Raw genomic sequence first — 14,281 nt, forward strand, 5'->3', positions numbered from 1 at the left:
GGGTCAGCTCTCCGATCGAGCGGGGGCGAGTGAGGGGACGAGTGCGGGGGCGGGGGCAGCGGCCGCGGTGCGTGCCGGGCCGGCGAGGGTCGTCCGGGCGAGCTCGTCGAGGACGACGCGCTCGACGACCTCCTGGGCGACGCCCCAGCCGTGCCGGACGCCGGTGGCGACCTCGCGGCCGGGACGGGCGGCGTCGACCGCGCGGCCGAGCGCCTCCGCGATGCCCGCCGGAGTCGGGCGGGCCCAGCTCGCGCCGGGGTGCGGCAGGTCCGCGCGGGCGTCGACGGCGTCGTTCACCACGGCGACGGCGCCGCAGGCGAGCAGCTCCTCCGCCACCAGCGAGATGTTGGTGAAGGAGAGGGCGATGCCGGCCGAGCAGCGGTTGTAGAGCGCGGCGAGCTCGCTCGGCGCGAGGGTGCCGTGCTCGATCACCGGCACGTCCCACACTCCGGGCGCCGTGCCGTAGACGTGGATCGGCACCTCGGGGTGCTCGGCGTGGAAGAGCGCGAGCGCCCGCCGGCCGAGCAGGTAGCCGCGCCGGTCGGCGGCGGGCTTGGCGTAGAACACCACGCCCGAGCGCTCGCCGTCGGGGTTGTCCAGCGTGTAGGTGGTGGTGTCGCAGCCGAACGGCGCGAGGTCGCTCGTGACGCCGAGCGCGTCGAGGTGCGAGCGCACCATCTCGCCGAGGGCGATCGTGCGGAAGCCGAATCGGTAGCTGTCCTCCGCCAGGGCCGCGAGGGTCCCGCGCGGGTGGAAGAACGGCTCGTAGTCCTGCACGAAGTACAGCCGGGCCATCGGCGCCGTTCCTCGGGTGGCGAGCACGTGCGCGGTCTCCCAGGAGGTCGCGACGGCCGCGTCCACGCCGGTGACGCCGTCGTCGGCGCTGCGGATGTCCACGTCGAGCCACGGCCAGCCGGCGCGGATGATCGCGGCGCGGGTCTCGAAGTCGGCCCCGTGCCGGTCGTAGAGGAAGAGGGTGCAGCGGTGGCCGCGCGCGACCAGGCCCTGCACCATCCGGAACAGGGTGGTGTGGCCGCCGGAGCCGCGGTCGGGCGGGGTGCAGATCCAGCCGATCGACGCGGGGCCCTCGGCGCGGACCGGGGCGCCGGGCAGATCGAGGAGACCGGAGTCGGCGATGTCGCCGGGGAGCAGCGGCATGTCGAGCTCGCGGACGCCGACGCGGTCGCCGAGCGAGCGGACGGCGCGCTGCAGCACATCGCGGCCGCCGGTGCTCCGCAGGCGCCGGACGAGCTCGCGGGGGACGCGGGAGGCGCGCATCAGAAGCTCCCCTCGCGGTGCCAGCGGCGCCAGGACCGGTCGGTGCGCAGGCGCCGCAGCACCCGCTCCAGCAGGAAGCGCGGGGAGAAGCGGTCGCTCGGCGCGCTCAGCAGCCGCGACTGCAGGCGCTCCCACTCGGGCAGCCGGGCCGCGTCGCCGTAGACCTGGTGCGCGAAGCCGAGGTGCTCCTCGAGGTCCGCCGCGGTGGCGCCGCCGCTGTCGAAGCGCTGCGCGCCCTTGACGAGGGCGTCGCGGGCGAGGGCCCGCCGGGCGAGGTGCTCGAGCTCGTCGCGCCGCTCGAGCGGTCCGCCGGGATCGGCGAAGAAGGTCTCGAAGGCGAGCAGGCGCTCGCGCAGGTCGTGCAGCGGCGTCACGGTGTCCGAGCGGCTGCCCGCGTGCTCGCGGTGCCAGGCCTGGTCGACGCCCTGGATGTAGGCGACGTCGGACGCGGCCGAGAGGCGCAGCCAGAGCTCCATGTCGTAGGTGTGCGGCAGCGGCCGGGGCCAGCCGACGCGGTCGAGGACGGACCGGCGCACGAGCACCTCGGGCGAGGTGATCACGTTGAGCCCGGTGCGGCAGCGCTCGTGCAGCCAGTCGCCGCCGGACCAGAGCAGCCACGACGTCGGAGTCGTCCGCGCGGTCGGCAGCACCGACCCGTCCGGGAAGTGCACGGGGTGGCCGTAGACCAGCCCGACCGACGGGTGCGCGCGGGCGACGGCGACCGCGCGGGCCAGGGCGCCCGGAGCGATCACGTCGTCGGCGTCGAGATACCAGGAGAACTCGCCGGTCGCCACGGCCAGCGCGGCGAGCACGCTGCCGACGGGACCGAGGTTCCGCGGGTTCGCCAGCACCAGGACGCGGTCGTCGCCGGCCGCGATCGAGCGGGCCACCGCGAGCGAGTCGTCGGTGGAGCGGTCGTCGACGATCACCAGCTGCACGCGGACGCCCGTCTGGCCGAGGGCGCTCGCCGCGGCGGCGGGCAGGAACTGCGCGTAGTCGTGCAGCGGGATGAGGACCGAGACGGTGGCGTCGGAGGTGTCGACGTCCTCGACCGGCACCGTGCGACCGCGCCGGGTCCCCGCGGCGACGGCGGTCGTCACGACAGCACCCCCGCCGGGCTCGGGGCGGCGGAGGTCGTGCTCCGCAGCGCGGCGATCAGCGACTCCGCCACGTACTCCTGCTGCGCCGCCGTGATGCCGGGGAACAGCGGCAGCGTCAGCAGCTGCCCGGCGAACGCCTCGGCGCGCGGCAGCGGGCGCGGGCGGCCGGAGGCGGGGAGGAACGGGGCCAGCAGGTGCACCGGGGTCGGGTAGTGCACTCCGGTCGCGACGCCGGCCTCCGCGAGCGCGGCGCGCAGGCGCTCCCGCTCCGGGGTGCGCACGACGTAGAGGTGGTGCACGTGCTCGTTGCCCGGCGCGGTGCGGGGGAGGACCAGCCCGTCGACGCCGTCGAGGAGCTCGGCGTAGCGGGCGGCGGCGTCGCGGCGCTGCTGGTTCCACTCGTCCAGGTGCGCGAGCTTCGCGCTCAGCACGACCGCCTGCAGCGAGTCGAGCCGCGAGTTCGTGCCGACCACGTCGTGCCGGTAGGCGCTGAGGCCGCCGTGGTTGCCGAGGCGCCGGACTGCCGCGGCGAGCTCGTCGTCGTCGGTCATCACTCCGCCCGCGTCGCCGTAGGCGCCGAGGTTCTTGCCCGGGTAGAAGCTGGTGCCGGCGATGGCGCCGAGCGAGCCTGCGCGGGCGCCGAAGCGCCGGGCGCCCTGGGCCTGCGCGGCGTCCTCGACGATCCGCACCTCCTCGCCGAGAGCGGCGGACAGCCGCTCCACCGGGGCGCACTGCCCGTAGAGGTGCACGGCCATCACCGCGCGGGTGCGGGGAGCGACGGCCTCCGCGGCCGAGTCGACGTCGATCAGGTAGTCGTCGTCGCAGTCGACGAACACCGGCCGGGCGCCGGCGCGCACGACGGCCTCGGCGGTCGCCACGAAGGTGTTCGCGGGGACGAGCACCTCGTCGCCGGGTGCGAGGTCGAGCGCCAGGAGGGCGAGCTCGAGCGCGTCCGTCCCGTTGCCGACGCCGACGGTGTGCCGCACGTCGCAGTACGCGGCGAACTCCTCCTCGAAGCGGGACACGTCCGGACCGCGGACGAACGACGAGTCCGCGAGCACGCGGTCGAAGCCCTCCCGGATCACGTCGGCGACGACGAGGTGCTGGAGGTGCAGATCGGCGAGCGGGACGATCGGCTCGGTGGTCATGACGGGTTCCTTCGGTCGGAGGTGAGCTCGCGGACCCGGCGCAGCAGCCAGGTCCGCAGGAGGAGGAGGTAGAGGACGCCGCCGGTCGCGCCGCCCCCGAGGAGGGCGAGCCAGTCGGCATCGAGGCCGACGGCGTCGAGGCCGATCGGGACGAGCAGCGCGGCACCGGCCGCGGCCGCCGCGGCGAGCGCCGGCGGCAGCAGGGAGCGGCCCACGGCGCGCAGGTCGACGTCGATCGAGCGCAGCAGCCAGGCGAAGACGGGACCGACCACGAGCGCGGCCACCCCGATCTGCGCCCAGGCCGCGCCGACGAAGCCGCCGCCCAGGACCGCCGGGACGAGCGCGAGCGTGAGCGCCGCGAACCAGACGCCCTGCACGATCGCGACGCGGCCGGAGCCGCCCTTCGCGAGTGCCGCCGAGCTGAAGAGATCGGCCACCACCCGCAGCGCGCCGACGACGCCGAGGAGCCCCAGCGCCGCCGCGGCGGGAGCCCAGCGCTCGCCGTAGACGACGTGCACGAGCGGGGCGGCCAGGGCGGCGAGCAGCGCGCCGAGCGGAGCGGCGAGCGCCCAGGTCAGCCCGGTCGCCGCGGCGACGGGCAGGGGGCGGCCGTCCTCGTGCGCCCGGGAGAACGCGGGCAGAGCGACGGAGCGGACCACCTGGCCCACCGCGGTCATCGGCCAGGTCGAGATGTTGAACGCGAGGACGTAGTAGCCCAGCGCCACCGGTTCGATCAGCCCGGCGATCACCACCTTGTCGGTGCCGAGCACGCCCCAGGAGATCAGGTTGGCGATCGCCACCGGCAGGCCGAAGCGCAGCGCGGAGGGGGCGATCGCGCGGTCCCACCCCAGGCGCGGCCGCTCGCGGGCGGCGACGAAGAGCAGCACCATCGTGCAGGTCTGCGCGACGACGCGGGCGACGGCGAGCGCCAGCACCCCGGTCCCGGCGGCGAGCAGCGCCAGGGTGATCGCGGTGGAGACGACGAAGTCGACGGCGGCGATCAGGAAGAGCGGCCGCTGAGCGAAGCGGCGCTGCAGCGCGGCGTAGGGGACCACTCCTGCCCCGGCCAGCGGCAGGGTGATCGCGAGGACCGCCAGCACGCCGGCCGTCTCGGGCGAGCCCGTCGCCGCGGCGATCATCGGCGCCGAGGCCGCCATCGCCGCGCCGAGAGTCCCGCCGAGGACCAGGCCGAGCACGGCCACGGTCGGCGCGCGCCGCTCGGGCTCGCTCGAGCGGATCAGATCGGTGCTGAGTCCGAAGTCGGACAGCGCCATCAGCACCGACTGCACGGTGAGCGCGAGCGCGTAGACGCCGAACGCCTCGGGCGCGAGCAGCCGGGCCAGCACGACGCCCAGGGCGAGGCTGCCGAGCCGGAGCGCGATCGTGCTGAGCGCGCTCCAGCCCAGGGCCGATGCGATGCGGCTCCGGCCCGCGGAGACCGGAGGGGACTCGACGGCGGTCACGAGAGCGGCTTCCGAGCGCGCTCGCCGGCGCGGACGAACCGCCGCCACTCGGCCGTGTCGACGACCGCCGGCCAGCACTCGGCGGCGATCGAGGCGAAGCGGGCGCCCTCGGCCTGATCCTCGGGGCGTGCCGAGGCGCGGCTGCGCAGCGCCCGGCCCATCGCCTCGTGGGCGAGGGCGCGGCCGGCGTTCGCGCGGCGGTCCCCGCCCTGCGCCCGGCGGCCGGAGGAGTCGTGCCCGGCGCTGGTGAAGAAGTGCTCGATCGTGCCGCGGCGCTCGCGCAGCTCCGCCAGCGGGTCGCTGCTCGGCTGCGGGTGGCAGCGGGTCTGGACGACGCCGCTGATGCGGCCGATCCCGCCGAGCGCCGCGAGCCGCAGCCCGTAGTCGAGGTCGGCGGTGCGGGGGAGGTCCTCGGCGTAGCCGCCGAGAGCGTCGGCGATCGAGCGGCGGACCAGCACGGCGTGGTCGACCAGGAGGTCGGAGCCGTGCCGGCTCGTGCGCTCGATCCAGTCGGCCCCGCTCCACAGCGTCCACTCCACGCGCCCGGTGGCCGCGGTCGCGGGCCGGACCGAGATCTCGGCGTCGCCGTGCACGGCGCCTACCCACGGGTGCGCGGCCAGCAGGGCCGCCGCCCGCTCGAGCGCCCCGGCGGTGAGCGCGTCGGTGCTCGGCAGCACCAGCACGGACTCGCCGCGGACGAGCGCGAGCCCGGCGTTGCGGGCGGCGATCGTGCCGAGGCCGGCGGGCACCTCGAGCACGCGCACGCGCTCGTCGTCGACGACCGGATCCGCGTCCGTCACGACGACGACGTCCAGCCGGACGCCGCGCTGCGCGAGGACGCTCGCCAGCGCGGCGAGGGGAGATGCGCCGTCGACGGCCGCGATCACGACCGAGACGAGCGGCGCCGGGCCGGAGAGGGGGAGCACCGGCGACCGGTGCCCGCGGACGGCGCTCATGCGGACGCTCCTTCGAGGGTGCTGTCCGTGCGCCGGACGGCGTCGGGCTCGATCCGCGGAGCCGCGGGCACGCCCAGCCAGGTCTCGCCGGCCGGCTGATCGCGCAGCAGCACCGCGCCCATGCCGAGCGTCGCCCGGCGGCCGATCCGCGAGCGCTCGCGGACGGAGGCACCCATGCCCAGGTACGCCTCCTCGCCCACCCGCACCCCGCCGCCGAGGGTGACCCCGGCGCAGAGGGTGGCGAACGAGCCGATGCGGTCGCCGTGGGTGAGGGTCACGTTCGGCATCGCCACCACGTGCCGGCCGATCGCCACATCCGCGGTCAGCACGACGCCGGCGAGCAGGATGCTCCCCGCGCCGATCCGGCAGTCGTCGGGCACGTGGATGGCCGGGTGCACGATCCGCGCGTAGCGGTGGTCGTGCACGCCGAGCGCGCGGAGGCGGTCGACGATGCGCGCCCGGCCGCTGCCGTGGCCGACGCAGACGGCGATCTCGGCGCGGGGGTGCTCGGCGATCGCGTCGAGGCCGCCGATCACGGGGACTCCCGAGATCTCGGTGCCCCAGCGCGCGGCGCCGTCGTCGACCACGCCGATGACGCGGTGGCTGCCGCTCACGGAGAGGAGGGCGAGGGTCTCGCGCGCCAGTCCGCTCGCGCCGACCAGGATCAGATCACGCACGGAGGACCGCCGTCTCGTGCTCGCGGGCCAGGCGCGACGGGGCCAGAACGGCCTCGATCACCCGGTCCTGGTCCTGCTCGGTGAGGGCGTGGAAGAGCGGCAGGATCAGCGTCCGGTCGGTCAGGCGCTCGGTGACGGGCAGTCGGTCCGCGTTCGGGTGGGCGCGGTACGGCGGCTGGCGGTGGGCCGCCATGATGCCGCGGCGGGCGGAGACGTCGCGGGAGGCGAGCTCGGCCATCAGGCCGTCGCGCTCGAGCGGGTAGTCGTCGCCGACCTCGATCCAGAACGACTGGAAGTTGCTCGTGCCGTGCTCCGGGTCGGTCACCGTGCGCAGGCCCGGGACGTCGGCGAAGGCCGCCGCGTAGCGGGCCGCGAGCGCCCGGCGGCGCTCGATCAGTGCCGGCAGCCGGCCGAGCTGCACGAGGCCGAGGGCCGCCTGCAGATCGGTCATCCGGAAGTTGAAGCCGACCTCGTCGTAGTGCTCCGGTGCGGCGAGCACGCTGCCGTGCCGGTCCGCCGCGGAGACGGACATCGAGTGCTCGCGCAGGCGGCGGGCGCGGGCCGCGAGGTTCGCGTCGTCCGTCGTGAGCATCCCGCCCTCACCGGTGGTGAGGAGCTTGCGCGGGTGGAACGACCAGGCGGTCAGAGCCGCGCCGGCGCCGACGGAGCGGCCGCGGTAGCGCGAGCCCGCGCCGCAGGCGGCGTCCTCGAGGACGAGGACACCGAGCGGGTCGCAGAGTGCGCGGATCGGCTCGAGGTCGACGGGCACGCCGCCCTGGTCGACCGCGATCACCGCGCGGGTGGCCGGGGTCAGCGCCGCGGCGATCGTCTCCGCGGTGACGTTGCCCGTGACCGGGTCGACGTCGGCGAAGACGGGCCGGCCGCCGGCGTGCACGACCGCGTTGGCGGTCGCGATGAAGGAGAAGGAGGGGACCACGACGTCGTCCCCGGCGCTCACGCCGCCGACCACGAGCCCGAGGTGCAGGGCCGTGGTGCAGCTGGACAGCGCGACCGCGTGGCCGACGCCCATCGCCTCGGCGAAGGCCGCCTCGAAGCGCGCGACCCGGGGGCCCTGCGCGATCCAGCCGGAAGCGATCACCTCGGCGAGCGCGTCGCTCTCCTCGGTGCCCAGCCAGGGGCGCATCACGTCGATGCGCCCGGTGCTCGCCGCGCCGGTGCTCGCCGCGCCGGTGCTCGCCGCGCTCATCGGGTCGCTCCGCTCAGGACGGGGGCGTCCAGCCGCTCGGCGCGCCACCACTCGACCAGGGAGCGCAGACCGCTCTCCAGGTCGTACGCGGTGACGAAGCCGAGCTCGTCGCGCGCCGCCCGGGTGTCGGCCAGGCGGCGGGTGACGCCGTTGACCGAGCGCGCCGGTGCGAAGACGACGTCGAGGTCGGACTCCATGACGTGCAGCAGCGTGCGGGCGAGCTCCAGCAGGCTGGTCTCGACCCCCGTGCCGATGTTGAAGGCGCCGTCGCGGCCCGCCGTCGCCGCGACCACGTTGGCCCGCGCGACGTCGTCCACGTGCACGAAGTCCATCGTCTGCGCGCCGTCGCCCATGATCAGCGGCGGGACGCCCGCCTCGATCCGCTCCATCCAGCGCACGAGCACCTCGGTGTAGAGGCCGTGCACGTCCATCCGCGGTCCGTAGACGTTGAAGTAGCGCAGCGCCGTCGAGCGCAGGCCGTTCATCGCGCCGAAGCTGGTGAGCATGCCCTCCGAGAAGGCCTTCGCCGCGCCGTAGATCGTGTCGTTGGCGTAGGGGTTGTTGCTCTCGGGAGTGGGGAACTGCGTCGCGAGTCCGTAGACGGAGGCGCTGGACGCGGCCACCACCCGGCCCACGCCGTGCGCCGCCGCCGCCTCGAAGACGGTGAAGGAGCCCTGGGCGAGGACGTCGAAGGCCAGGCGCGGGTCCTCCGCGCACTGGGTGATCCGGATCGCCGCCTGGTGGAAGACGACGTCCTTGCCGCGGACGACCGAGTCGACCATCGCGCGGTCGCGGATGTCGCCCTCGATCAGCCTGACCCGGCCGTCCGCGAGCGCGTGCTCGAGGTTCTGCCGGCGCCCGCGGACGAGGTTGTCGAGGACGTCGACCCGGCTGACGCCGGTGTCGAGGAGGCGGTCGACGATCGTCGAGCCGATGGTGCCGGCACCGCCGGTCACCAGGACCTCGGCGCCCTCGAGCGAGACGGGGGAGGGGGTCAGCTCAGCCACGACGCCTCCTCCAGGCGGACCGCCGGAGCGGTGGTGCGGCTGACCTGGCCGGCGTCGAGCAGCCGGTCGCTGACCTGCTCCAGGACGCTGAGGACGCGCAGGGCGGCGCGGCCGTCGGTGCGGGGCGCGCGGCGCTCCGAGATCGAGGTCGCGAACTCAGTGACCATGTCGGCGAGCGGCTCGCGCTCGGGCAGGGCGGGCGACCAGGTGTCGCCGAGGCGGTAGGAGATCGCCGCGTCGTGGCGGGAGGTCCCGCCGCGGAGCGAGGTGCCGAGGTCGACGCCGCGGTCGAAGACGCTGAGGCGCTGCTGCGGATTCACGTCGTCCCAGACCAGCGTGCGCCGCGAGCCGCCGATCACCATCCGGCGGATCTTGGTCGGGCTGAGCCAGTTCACGTGAACGTTGGCGATGGCGCCCTGGCCGAGCGGGACGGTCAGGTAGCCGACGCAGGCGCGCCCGGAGCCGAGCGGGTCGGAGCCCTGGGCGGCCACGTTCCCGGGGCGCAGGCCGCCGGGGATGATGAAGTCGAGGATCGACAGGTCGTGCGGGGCGAGGTCCCAGAACACGTCGACGTCGGGCTGGATCAGACCGAGGTTGATCCGCACCGCGTCGACGAAGAGCACGTCGCCGAGCGAGCCGGCGGCGATCAGCTCCTTCATCTTCAGCACGGCGGGCGTGTAGCAGTAGGTGTGGTCGGCCATCAGCACGACACCGGCGCGCTCGGCGGCGTTCACCATGTCGATCCCGAGCACGCTCGAGTCGGCGAGCGGCTTCTCGACCAGCACGTGCAGTCCCGCGGCGATCGCCGCCATGGCGATCGCGTGGTGGGTGCGCGCCGGCGTGGCGATGGCGATGGCGTCGAGTCCCGGCAGGTCGAGGACGTCCGAGAGCGAGCGCAGCACCGGCACGGAGCCGTTGGCGCGGGAGACGGCCTCCGCGCGGACCGGGTCGAGGTCGCAGATCGCGACCAGGTCCCAGTCGGCGCTGGCGGAGAAGTTCCGGGCGAGGTTCGGGCCCCAGTAGCCGGCGCCGACGAGCGCGACGCGGAGCCTCCGGGAGGGGATGGTGGTGGTCATGGCGGGTTCCTTCGGGTGAGGAGGGCGGCATGCGGGCACGCCGAGGGGACCGGGCGCTCCGACCAGGGAGAAGGAGCGCGCGGACGGGTGGGGACGGCGCGTCAGGGCGCGCCGAGGGAGGGGACGGCGGGGAGAGCGCCGGAGGAGGAGAGGGAGAGGAGAGGAGGGGAGCGGTCGTGCGTCAGTACGCGCCGACCGGGCGGAGCATCACGCGCAGGGTCCGCCAGAGGATGAGCAGGTCGCCGGCCAGCGACCAGTTCTCGACGTAGTAGAGGTCGAGTCGGATCCCGTCCTCCCAATCGAGCTCGGAGCGGCCGCCGGTCTGCCAGAGCCCGGTGATGCCGGGCTTGATGTAGAGGCGGCGGTTCACGACGTCGTCGTAGCGCTCCACCTCGCTCAGCAGCGGCGGGCGCGGGCCGACCAGGCTCATGCTGCCGCGCAGCACGTTCCAGAACTGGGGCAGCTCGTCGAGCGAGTACCGCCGCAGCACGCGGCCGAGCGGGGTCACCCGTGGATCGTCGCGCAGCTTGAACAGCAGGCCGGAGCCCTCGTTCGCCGCGCTCAGCTCCGCCAGCCGCGACTCCGCGTCGATGCTCATCGAGCGGAACTTGAGCATGGTGAAGAGGTGACCGGCGCGGCCGACCCGCTGCTGCCGGAAGAGTGCGGGCCCGGTGCTGTCGCGGCGGATCATCACCGCGAGCACGGCCAGCAGCGGCGAGAGCACCAGCAGGGCGAGGGCCGAGACGCTCACGTCGAGCACCCGCTTGAGCGCGTGGCGCGGACCGGAGTAGCGCGGCGGCTCGACCCGCATCAGCGGGAGACCGTCCACCGGGCGCCAGTGGATGCGCGGTCCGGCGACACTGCTGAGCCCCGGTGCGAGCACCAGCTCGACCGCGAACGGCTCGAGCGCCCAGCAGAGCCGGCGGAGGTAGGCGTCGCCGCCGTCCACCTGACCGGCCACGACGACCGCGTCGGCGCGCTGCTCGACGACCGCCTGGGCGATCGTGTCGATCGCTCCGACGACCGGGATCGAGCGGCCGCGCACGGTGATCGAGCGCCGCGGGTCGGCGAGGAGCGTGCGCTCACCGCCGGTCGAGAGCGCGACGCCGACGACGTCGTACTCGACGCGGCCGCGCCGGCGGTCGATCTGCGTGACGATGTGCGTCACGTCGCCGGCGCTGCCGACGACGATCACCCGGGACAGGGCACGGCCGGCCCGTCGCTCCCGGGCCAGGTGCCCGCGGCTGAGGGCGTGCGCCGCCAGCATCCCGCCGAGCCCGACGGGCAGGGCGATCAGCACGTGCACCCGCGGCAGGTCGACGTGGGTGAGGACCGAGGCGACGGAGGCGAGGCCGAACGTCGCGACCGTCGCCGAGAGCAGACGGCGGAACTCGTCCGCTCCCGCTCCGATGCGGTGCGCGAGGCGCCGCTGGGCGAGGAGGACGGAGCAGACCCAGAGGGTGCCGAGGACGCCGGCGACCACGAGGTCGGCCGAGCGCGCCTCGGCGGATCGCGCTTCGACGGTCGAGCGCAGGCCGGCGGCCAGCGACACGGACCCGAGCACGACCAAGACGTCCGCGGCCAGGACCCTCCGCGAGAATCGGCGTCGCCAGCTCGAGGCCTCCGCCGGCGGTGCCGGAACGAGGACGAGGGCGCGCGGATCGCGCTGAGGAGTCGGGGCCGCGGTGGAGACGGCGGTCACCGCGGTCTCCTGCTCTCACCGCCGCTCGTATGCCGGGTCGCCGGGGGGAGGCGACGGGGTCTCGAGGAGGGAGGGAGCCGTGTGGGCGCGCTGGAGGCGCGCACCAGTGGTGCATACAAAGGATCAACCTGCATTTCGGGTTTACAGGGAAGGGGGGTACTGCAGGGCGGGCTCAGAGGACGTCGCGGTTTCGGGGCCGCGATGCATCGTCGCCACGTCGGCACCGCTGTGACCGTCGTACTCCCAGGATGAGCAGATCGGTCGAGGTGGGGCCTCGCGTCGGGGCGGCGCGGCACGACAGGGTTCGTGCGCTCCGGTCCCGGTGGTCGGGTGGTTCTCAGCCGAACATAGCGCTCCTGGCAACCCGGTGCGTGGCCCCAGTAAGAGGGTCGTAGAAGGGGTGACATCCTCGACCGACTCCCGGGCGCTCCTCAGCGATCCTCCTAGAATCGTCCCGGTGCCGGGAGTGCGATCGGGTCGCGCCCCGGCGCCAGGGGAGCACTGCCGCCCCCGATCGCCAGGAATCGAGACGGGGCGCGGGAATCCCTGCGCGGCCCGGGAGGTCACCTCCCGGGCCGCGTCGACGCGTCGAGGCGGCCGCGCCGACGACTAAAGTCGAGGGGTCCCCCAGCCCCAGAGGAGCACCCGCGCGTGTCGAACGCAACGTCGAACGTCCCCGAATCGTCCCGTCCCACCGCCGACGCCGCCGTCGTCACCGAGGCCGGCACGGGGTTCACGCACTTCACCGACCGGGCGGTCGTCGCGATCCGCGTCAACGGCGAGCTGAAGGACCTGGCCGCCGACGTCGTCCCCGGCGACAGCATCGAGCCCGTCCTGATCTCCTCGCCCGACGGCTTGAGCATCCTCCGCCACTCCGCCGCGCACGTGCTCGCGCAGGCCGTGCAGCAGAGCAACCCGGAGGCGAAGCTCGGCATCGGCCCGCCCGTCACCGACGGCTTTTACTACGACTTCGACGTCACCGAGCCCTTCACGCCCGAGGCGATGAAGGCGCTCGAGAAGGCGATGGACCGCATCATCCGCCAGGGCCAGCGCTTCGTGCGCCGCGTCGTCACCGAGGACGAGGCGCGCGCCGAGCTGGCCGCCGAGCCGTACAAGCTCGAGCTGATCGGCCTCAAGGGCGCGGGCGCCGACGGCGAGTCGGTCGAGGTGGGCGGCGCTGAGCTCACCATCTACGACAACGTCGACCCCCGCACCGGCGAGACGGTCTGGAAGGACCTCTGCCGCGGCCCGCACCTGCCCAACACCCGGATGATCGGCAGCGGCTACGCGCTGACCCGCAACGCCGCGGCCTACTGGCGCGGCTCGGAGAAGAACCCGCAGCTGCAGCGCGTCTACGGCACCGCTTGGCCCACGAAGGACGAGCTGCGCGCGCACCAGGCCCGCCTCGAGGAGGCCGCCCGCCGCGACCACCGCAAGCTCGGCCACGAGCTCGACCTCTTCTCGTTCCCGGACGAGATCGGCTCCGGCCTCGCGGTCTTCCACCCCAAGGGCGGCATCATCCGCTACGAGATCGAGCAGTACATGCGCGAGCAGCTGCTCGCCCACGACTACGAGCTCGTCTACACGCCGCACATCACCAAGGGCGACCTCTTCATGACCAGCGGCCACCTGCAGTGGTACGCCGAGGGCATGTTCCCCCCGATGCACCTCGACGAGCTGCAGGACGAGGACGGCACCGTCACCCGCCAGGGCCAGGACTACTACCTGAAGCCCATGAACTGCCCGTTCCACAACCTGATCTTCCGCTCGCGCGGGCGCAGCTACCGCGAGCTGCCGCTGCGCCTGGCCGAGTTCGGCACCGTGTACCGCTACGAGAAGAGCGGCACCCTGCAGGGCCTCACCCGCGTCCGCGGGCTGACCCAGGACGACGCGCACATCTACGTCACGCAGGAGGACGTGTCGGCCGAGCTGACCCGCAACCTCGAGTTCGTGCTCCAGGTCCTGCGCGACTACGGCCTCGACGACTTCTACCTCGAGCTCTCCACCAACGAGGAGGGCAACCCGAAGTTCGTCGGCGACCCCGAGCAGTGGGAGTCGGCGATCGAGTCGCTGCGCGCCGTCGCCGTCGAGTCCGGCCTCGAGCTGGTCCCCGACCCGGGTGGAGCCGCGTTCTACGGCCCGAAGATCTCGGTCCAGGCCCGCGATGCCATCGGCCGGACCTGGCAGATGTCGACGATCCAGCTCGACTTCAACCAGCCCGAGCGCTTCGAGCTCGAGTACACCGCCTCCGACGGCTCGAAGAAGCGCCCGGTGATGATCCACCGCGCCCTCTTCGGCTCGATCGAGCGCTTCTTCGCCATCCTCACCGAGCACTACGCCGGAGCGTTCCCGGTCTGGCTCTCGCCGGTGCAGGTCGTCGGCATCCCGATCGCCGACGAGTACCTGCCCTACCTCGAGGACGTGGTCGGTCAGCTGAAGAAGGCCGGCGTCCGCGCCGAGATCGACTACTCCAGCGACCGGATGCAGAAGAAGATCCGCAACGCGACCCTGCAGAAGGTCCCGTTCCAGCTGATCGTCGGCGAGAAGGACCGCGACGCCGGTGCGGTCAGCTTCCGCTTCCGCGACGGCACCCAGGAGAACGGCATCCCCGTCGCCGACGCCGTCGCCCGGATCCGCGAGGCCATCGCGACCAAGGCCCAGGTCTAG

Annotated in this window: 11 protein-coding genes; 1 reads left to right on the plus strand and 10 read right to left on the minus strand. The window is 74.2% G+C overall.

The window, feature by feature from the left end:
- Positions 1-3: 3 nt before the first annotated feature.
- From MT355_RS13455 to MT355_RS13500, 10 genes are all read right to left on the minus strand, one after another.
- The gene (locus MT355_RS13455) at positions 4-1,278 is read right to left on the minus strand and encodes a glycosyltransferase family 1 protein (protein WP_243599918.1); all 1,275 of its coding nucleotides are present in this window, start codon (positions 1,276-1,278) and stop codon (positions 4-6) included.
- Positions 1,278-2,378 carry a glycosyltransferase family A protein gene (locus MT355_RS13460; protein WP_243599919.1) on the minus strand — a complete coding sequence of 367 codons (1,101 nt, stop codon included), beginning with the start codon at positions 2,376-2,378 and terminating at the stop codon, positions 1,278-1,280. Before MT355_RS13460 ends, MT355_RS13455 begins: the two co-directional genes overlap by 1 nt.
- Positions 2,375-3,526: a DegT/DnrJ/EryC1/StrS aminotransferase family protein gene (locus MT355_RS13465; protein ID WP_243599920.1), complete on the minus strand. Its 1,152-nt coding sequence runs from the start codon at positions 3,524-3,526 to the stop codon at positions 2,375-2,377. Before MT355_RS13465 ends, MT355_RS13460 begins: the two co-directional genes overlap by 4 nt.
- Entirely contained in the window at positions 3,523-4,989 is a 1,467-nt protein-coding gene (locus MT355_RS13470; protein ID WP_243599921.1) for an oligosaccharide flippase family protein, read from the minus strand. The genes MT355_RS13465 and MT355_RS13470 overlap by 4 nt, the downstream gene beginning before the upstream one ends.
- Positions 4,986-5,945: a glycosyltransferase family 2 protein gene (locus MT355_RS13475; RefSeq protein ID WP_243599922.1), complete on the minus strand. Its 960-nt coding sequence runs from the start codon at positions 5,943-5,945 to the stop codon at positions 4,986-4,988. The genes MT355_RS13470 and MT355_RS13475 overlap by 4 nt, the downstream gene beginning before the upstream one ends.
- On the minus strand, positions 5,942-6,622 hold the full coding sequence (locus tag MT355_RS13480; protein ID WP_243599923.1) for a NeuD/PglB/VioB family sugar acetyltransferase: 681 nt from the start codon (positions 6,620-6,622) through the stop codon (positions 5,942-5,944). Before MT355_RS13480 ends, MT355_RS13475 begins: the two co-directional genes overlap by 4 nt.
- Positions 6,615-7,829, minus strand: a complete 1,215-nt coding sequence (locus MT355_RS13485) for a DegT/DnrJ/EryC1/StrS aminotransferase family protein (RefSeq protein WP_243599924.1) — start codon at positions 7,827-7,829, stop codon at positions 6,615-6,617. Before MT355_RS13485 ends, MT355_RS13480 begins: the two co-directional genes overlap by 8 nt.
- A complete protein-coding gene (locus MT355_RS13490; protein WP_243599925.1) occupies positions 7,826-8,836 on the minus strand; it encodes an NAD-dependent epimerase/dehydratase family protein in 1,011 nt (336 codons plus the stop codon). The genes MT355_RS13485 and MT355_RS13490 overlap by 4 nt, the downstream gene beginning before the upstream one ends.
- Positions 8,824-9,912, minus strand: a complete 1,089-nt coding sequence (locus MT355_RS13495; RefSeq protein ID WP_123733029.1) for a Gfo/Idh/MocA family protein — start codon at positions 9,910-9,912, stop codon at positions 8,824-8,826. The genes MT355_RS13490 and MT355_RS13495 overlap by 13 nt, the downstream gene beginning before the upstream one ends.
- A 181-nt stretch (positions 9,913-10,093) precedes the next feature.
- Entirely contained in the window at positions 10,094-11,614 is a 1,521-nt protein-coding gene (locus tag MT355_RS13500) for a sugar transferase (protein ID WP_243599926.1), read from the minus strand.
- A 651-nt stretch (positions 11,615-12,265) separates the two neighbouring features.
- Between MT355_RS13500 and thrS the strand changes: the two genes are divergently transcribed.
- A complete protein-coding gene (gene thrS / locus MT355_RS13505) occupies positions 12,266-14,281 on the plus strand; it encodes a threonine--tRNA ligase (RefSeq protein WP_374204656.1) in 2,016 nt (671 codons plus the stop codon).

The sequence above is a fragment of the Rathayibacter sp. VKM Ac-2929 genome (genome assembly GCF_022815495.1).
In the GTDB taxonomy this organism is placed as follows: Bacteria; Actinomycetota; Actinomycetes; order Actinomycetales; family Microbacteriaceae; genus Rathayibacter; species Rathayibacter festucae.

Bases quoted from the DNA above. Each gene is read 5' to 3' on its own strand.
- MT355_RS13455 (WP_243599918.1), bottom strand. From the start codon at position 1,278: ATGCGCGCCTCCCGCGTCCCCCGCGAGCTCGTCCGGCGCCTGCGGAGC.
- MT355_RS13465 (WP_243599920.1), bottom strand. From the start codon at position 3,526: ATGACCACCGAGCCGATCGTCCCGCTCGCCGATCTGCACCTCCAGCAC.
- MT355_RS13475 (WP_243599922.1), bottom strand. From the start codon at position 5,945: ATGAGCGCCGTCCGCGGGCACCGGTCGCCGGTGCTCCCCCTCTCCGGC.
- MT355_RS13485 (WP_243599924.1), bottom strand. From the start codon at position 7,829: ATGAGCGCGGCGAGCACCGGCGCGGCGAGCACCGGCGCGGCGAGCACC.
- MT355_RS13495 (WP_123733029.1), bottom strand. From the start codon at position 9,912: ATGACCACCACCATCCCCTCCCGGAGGCTCCGCGTCGCGCTCGTCGGC.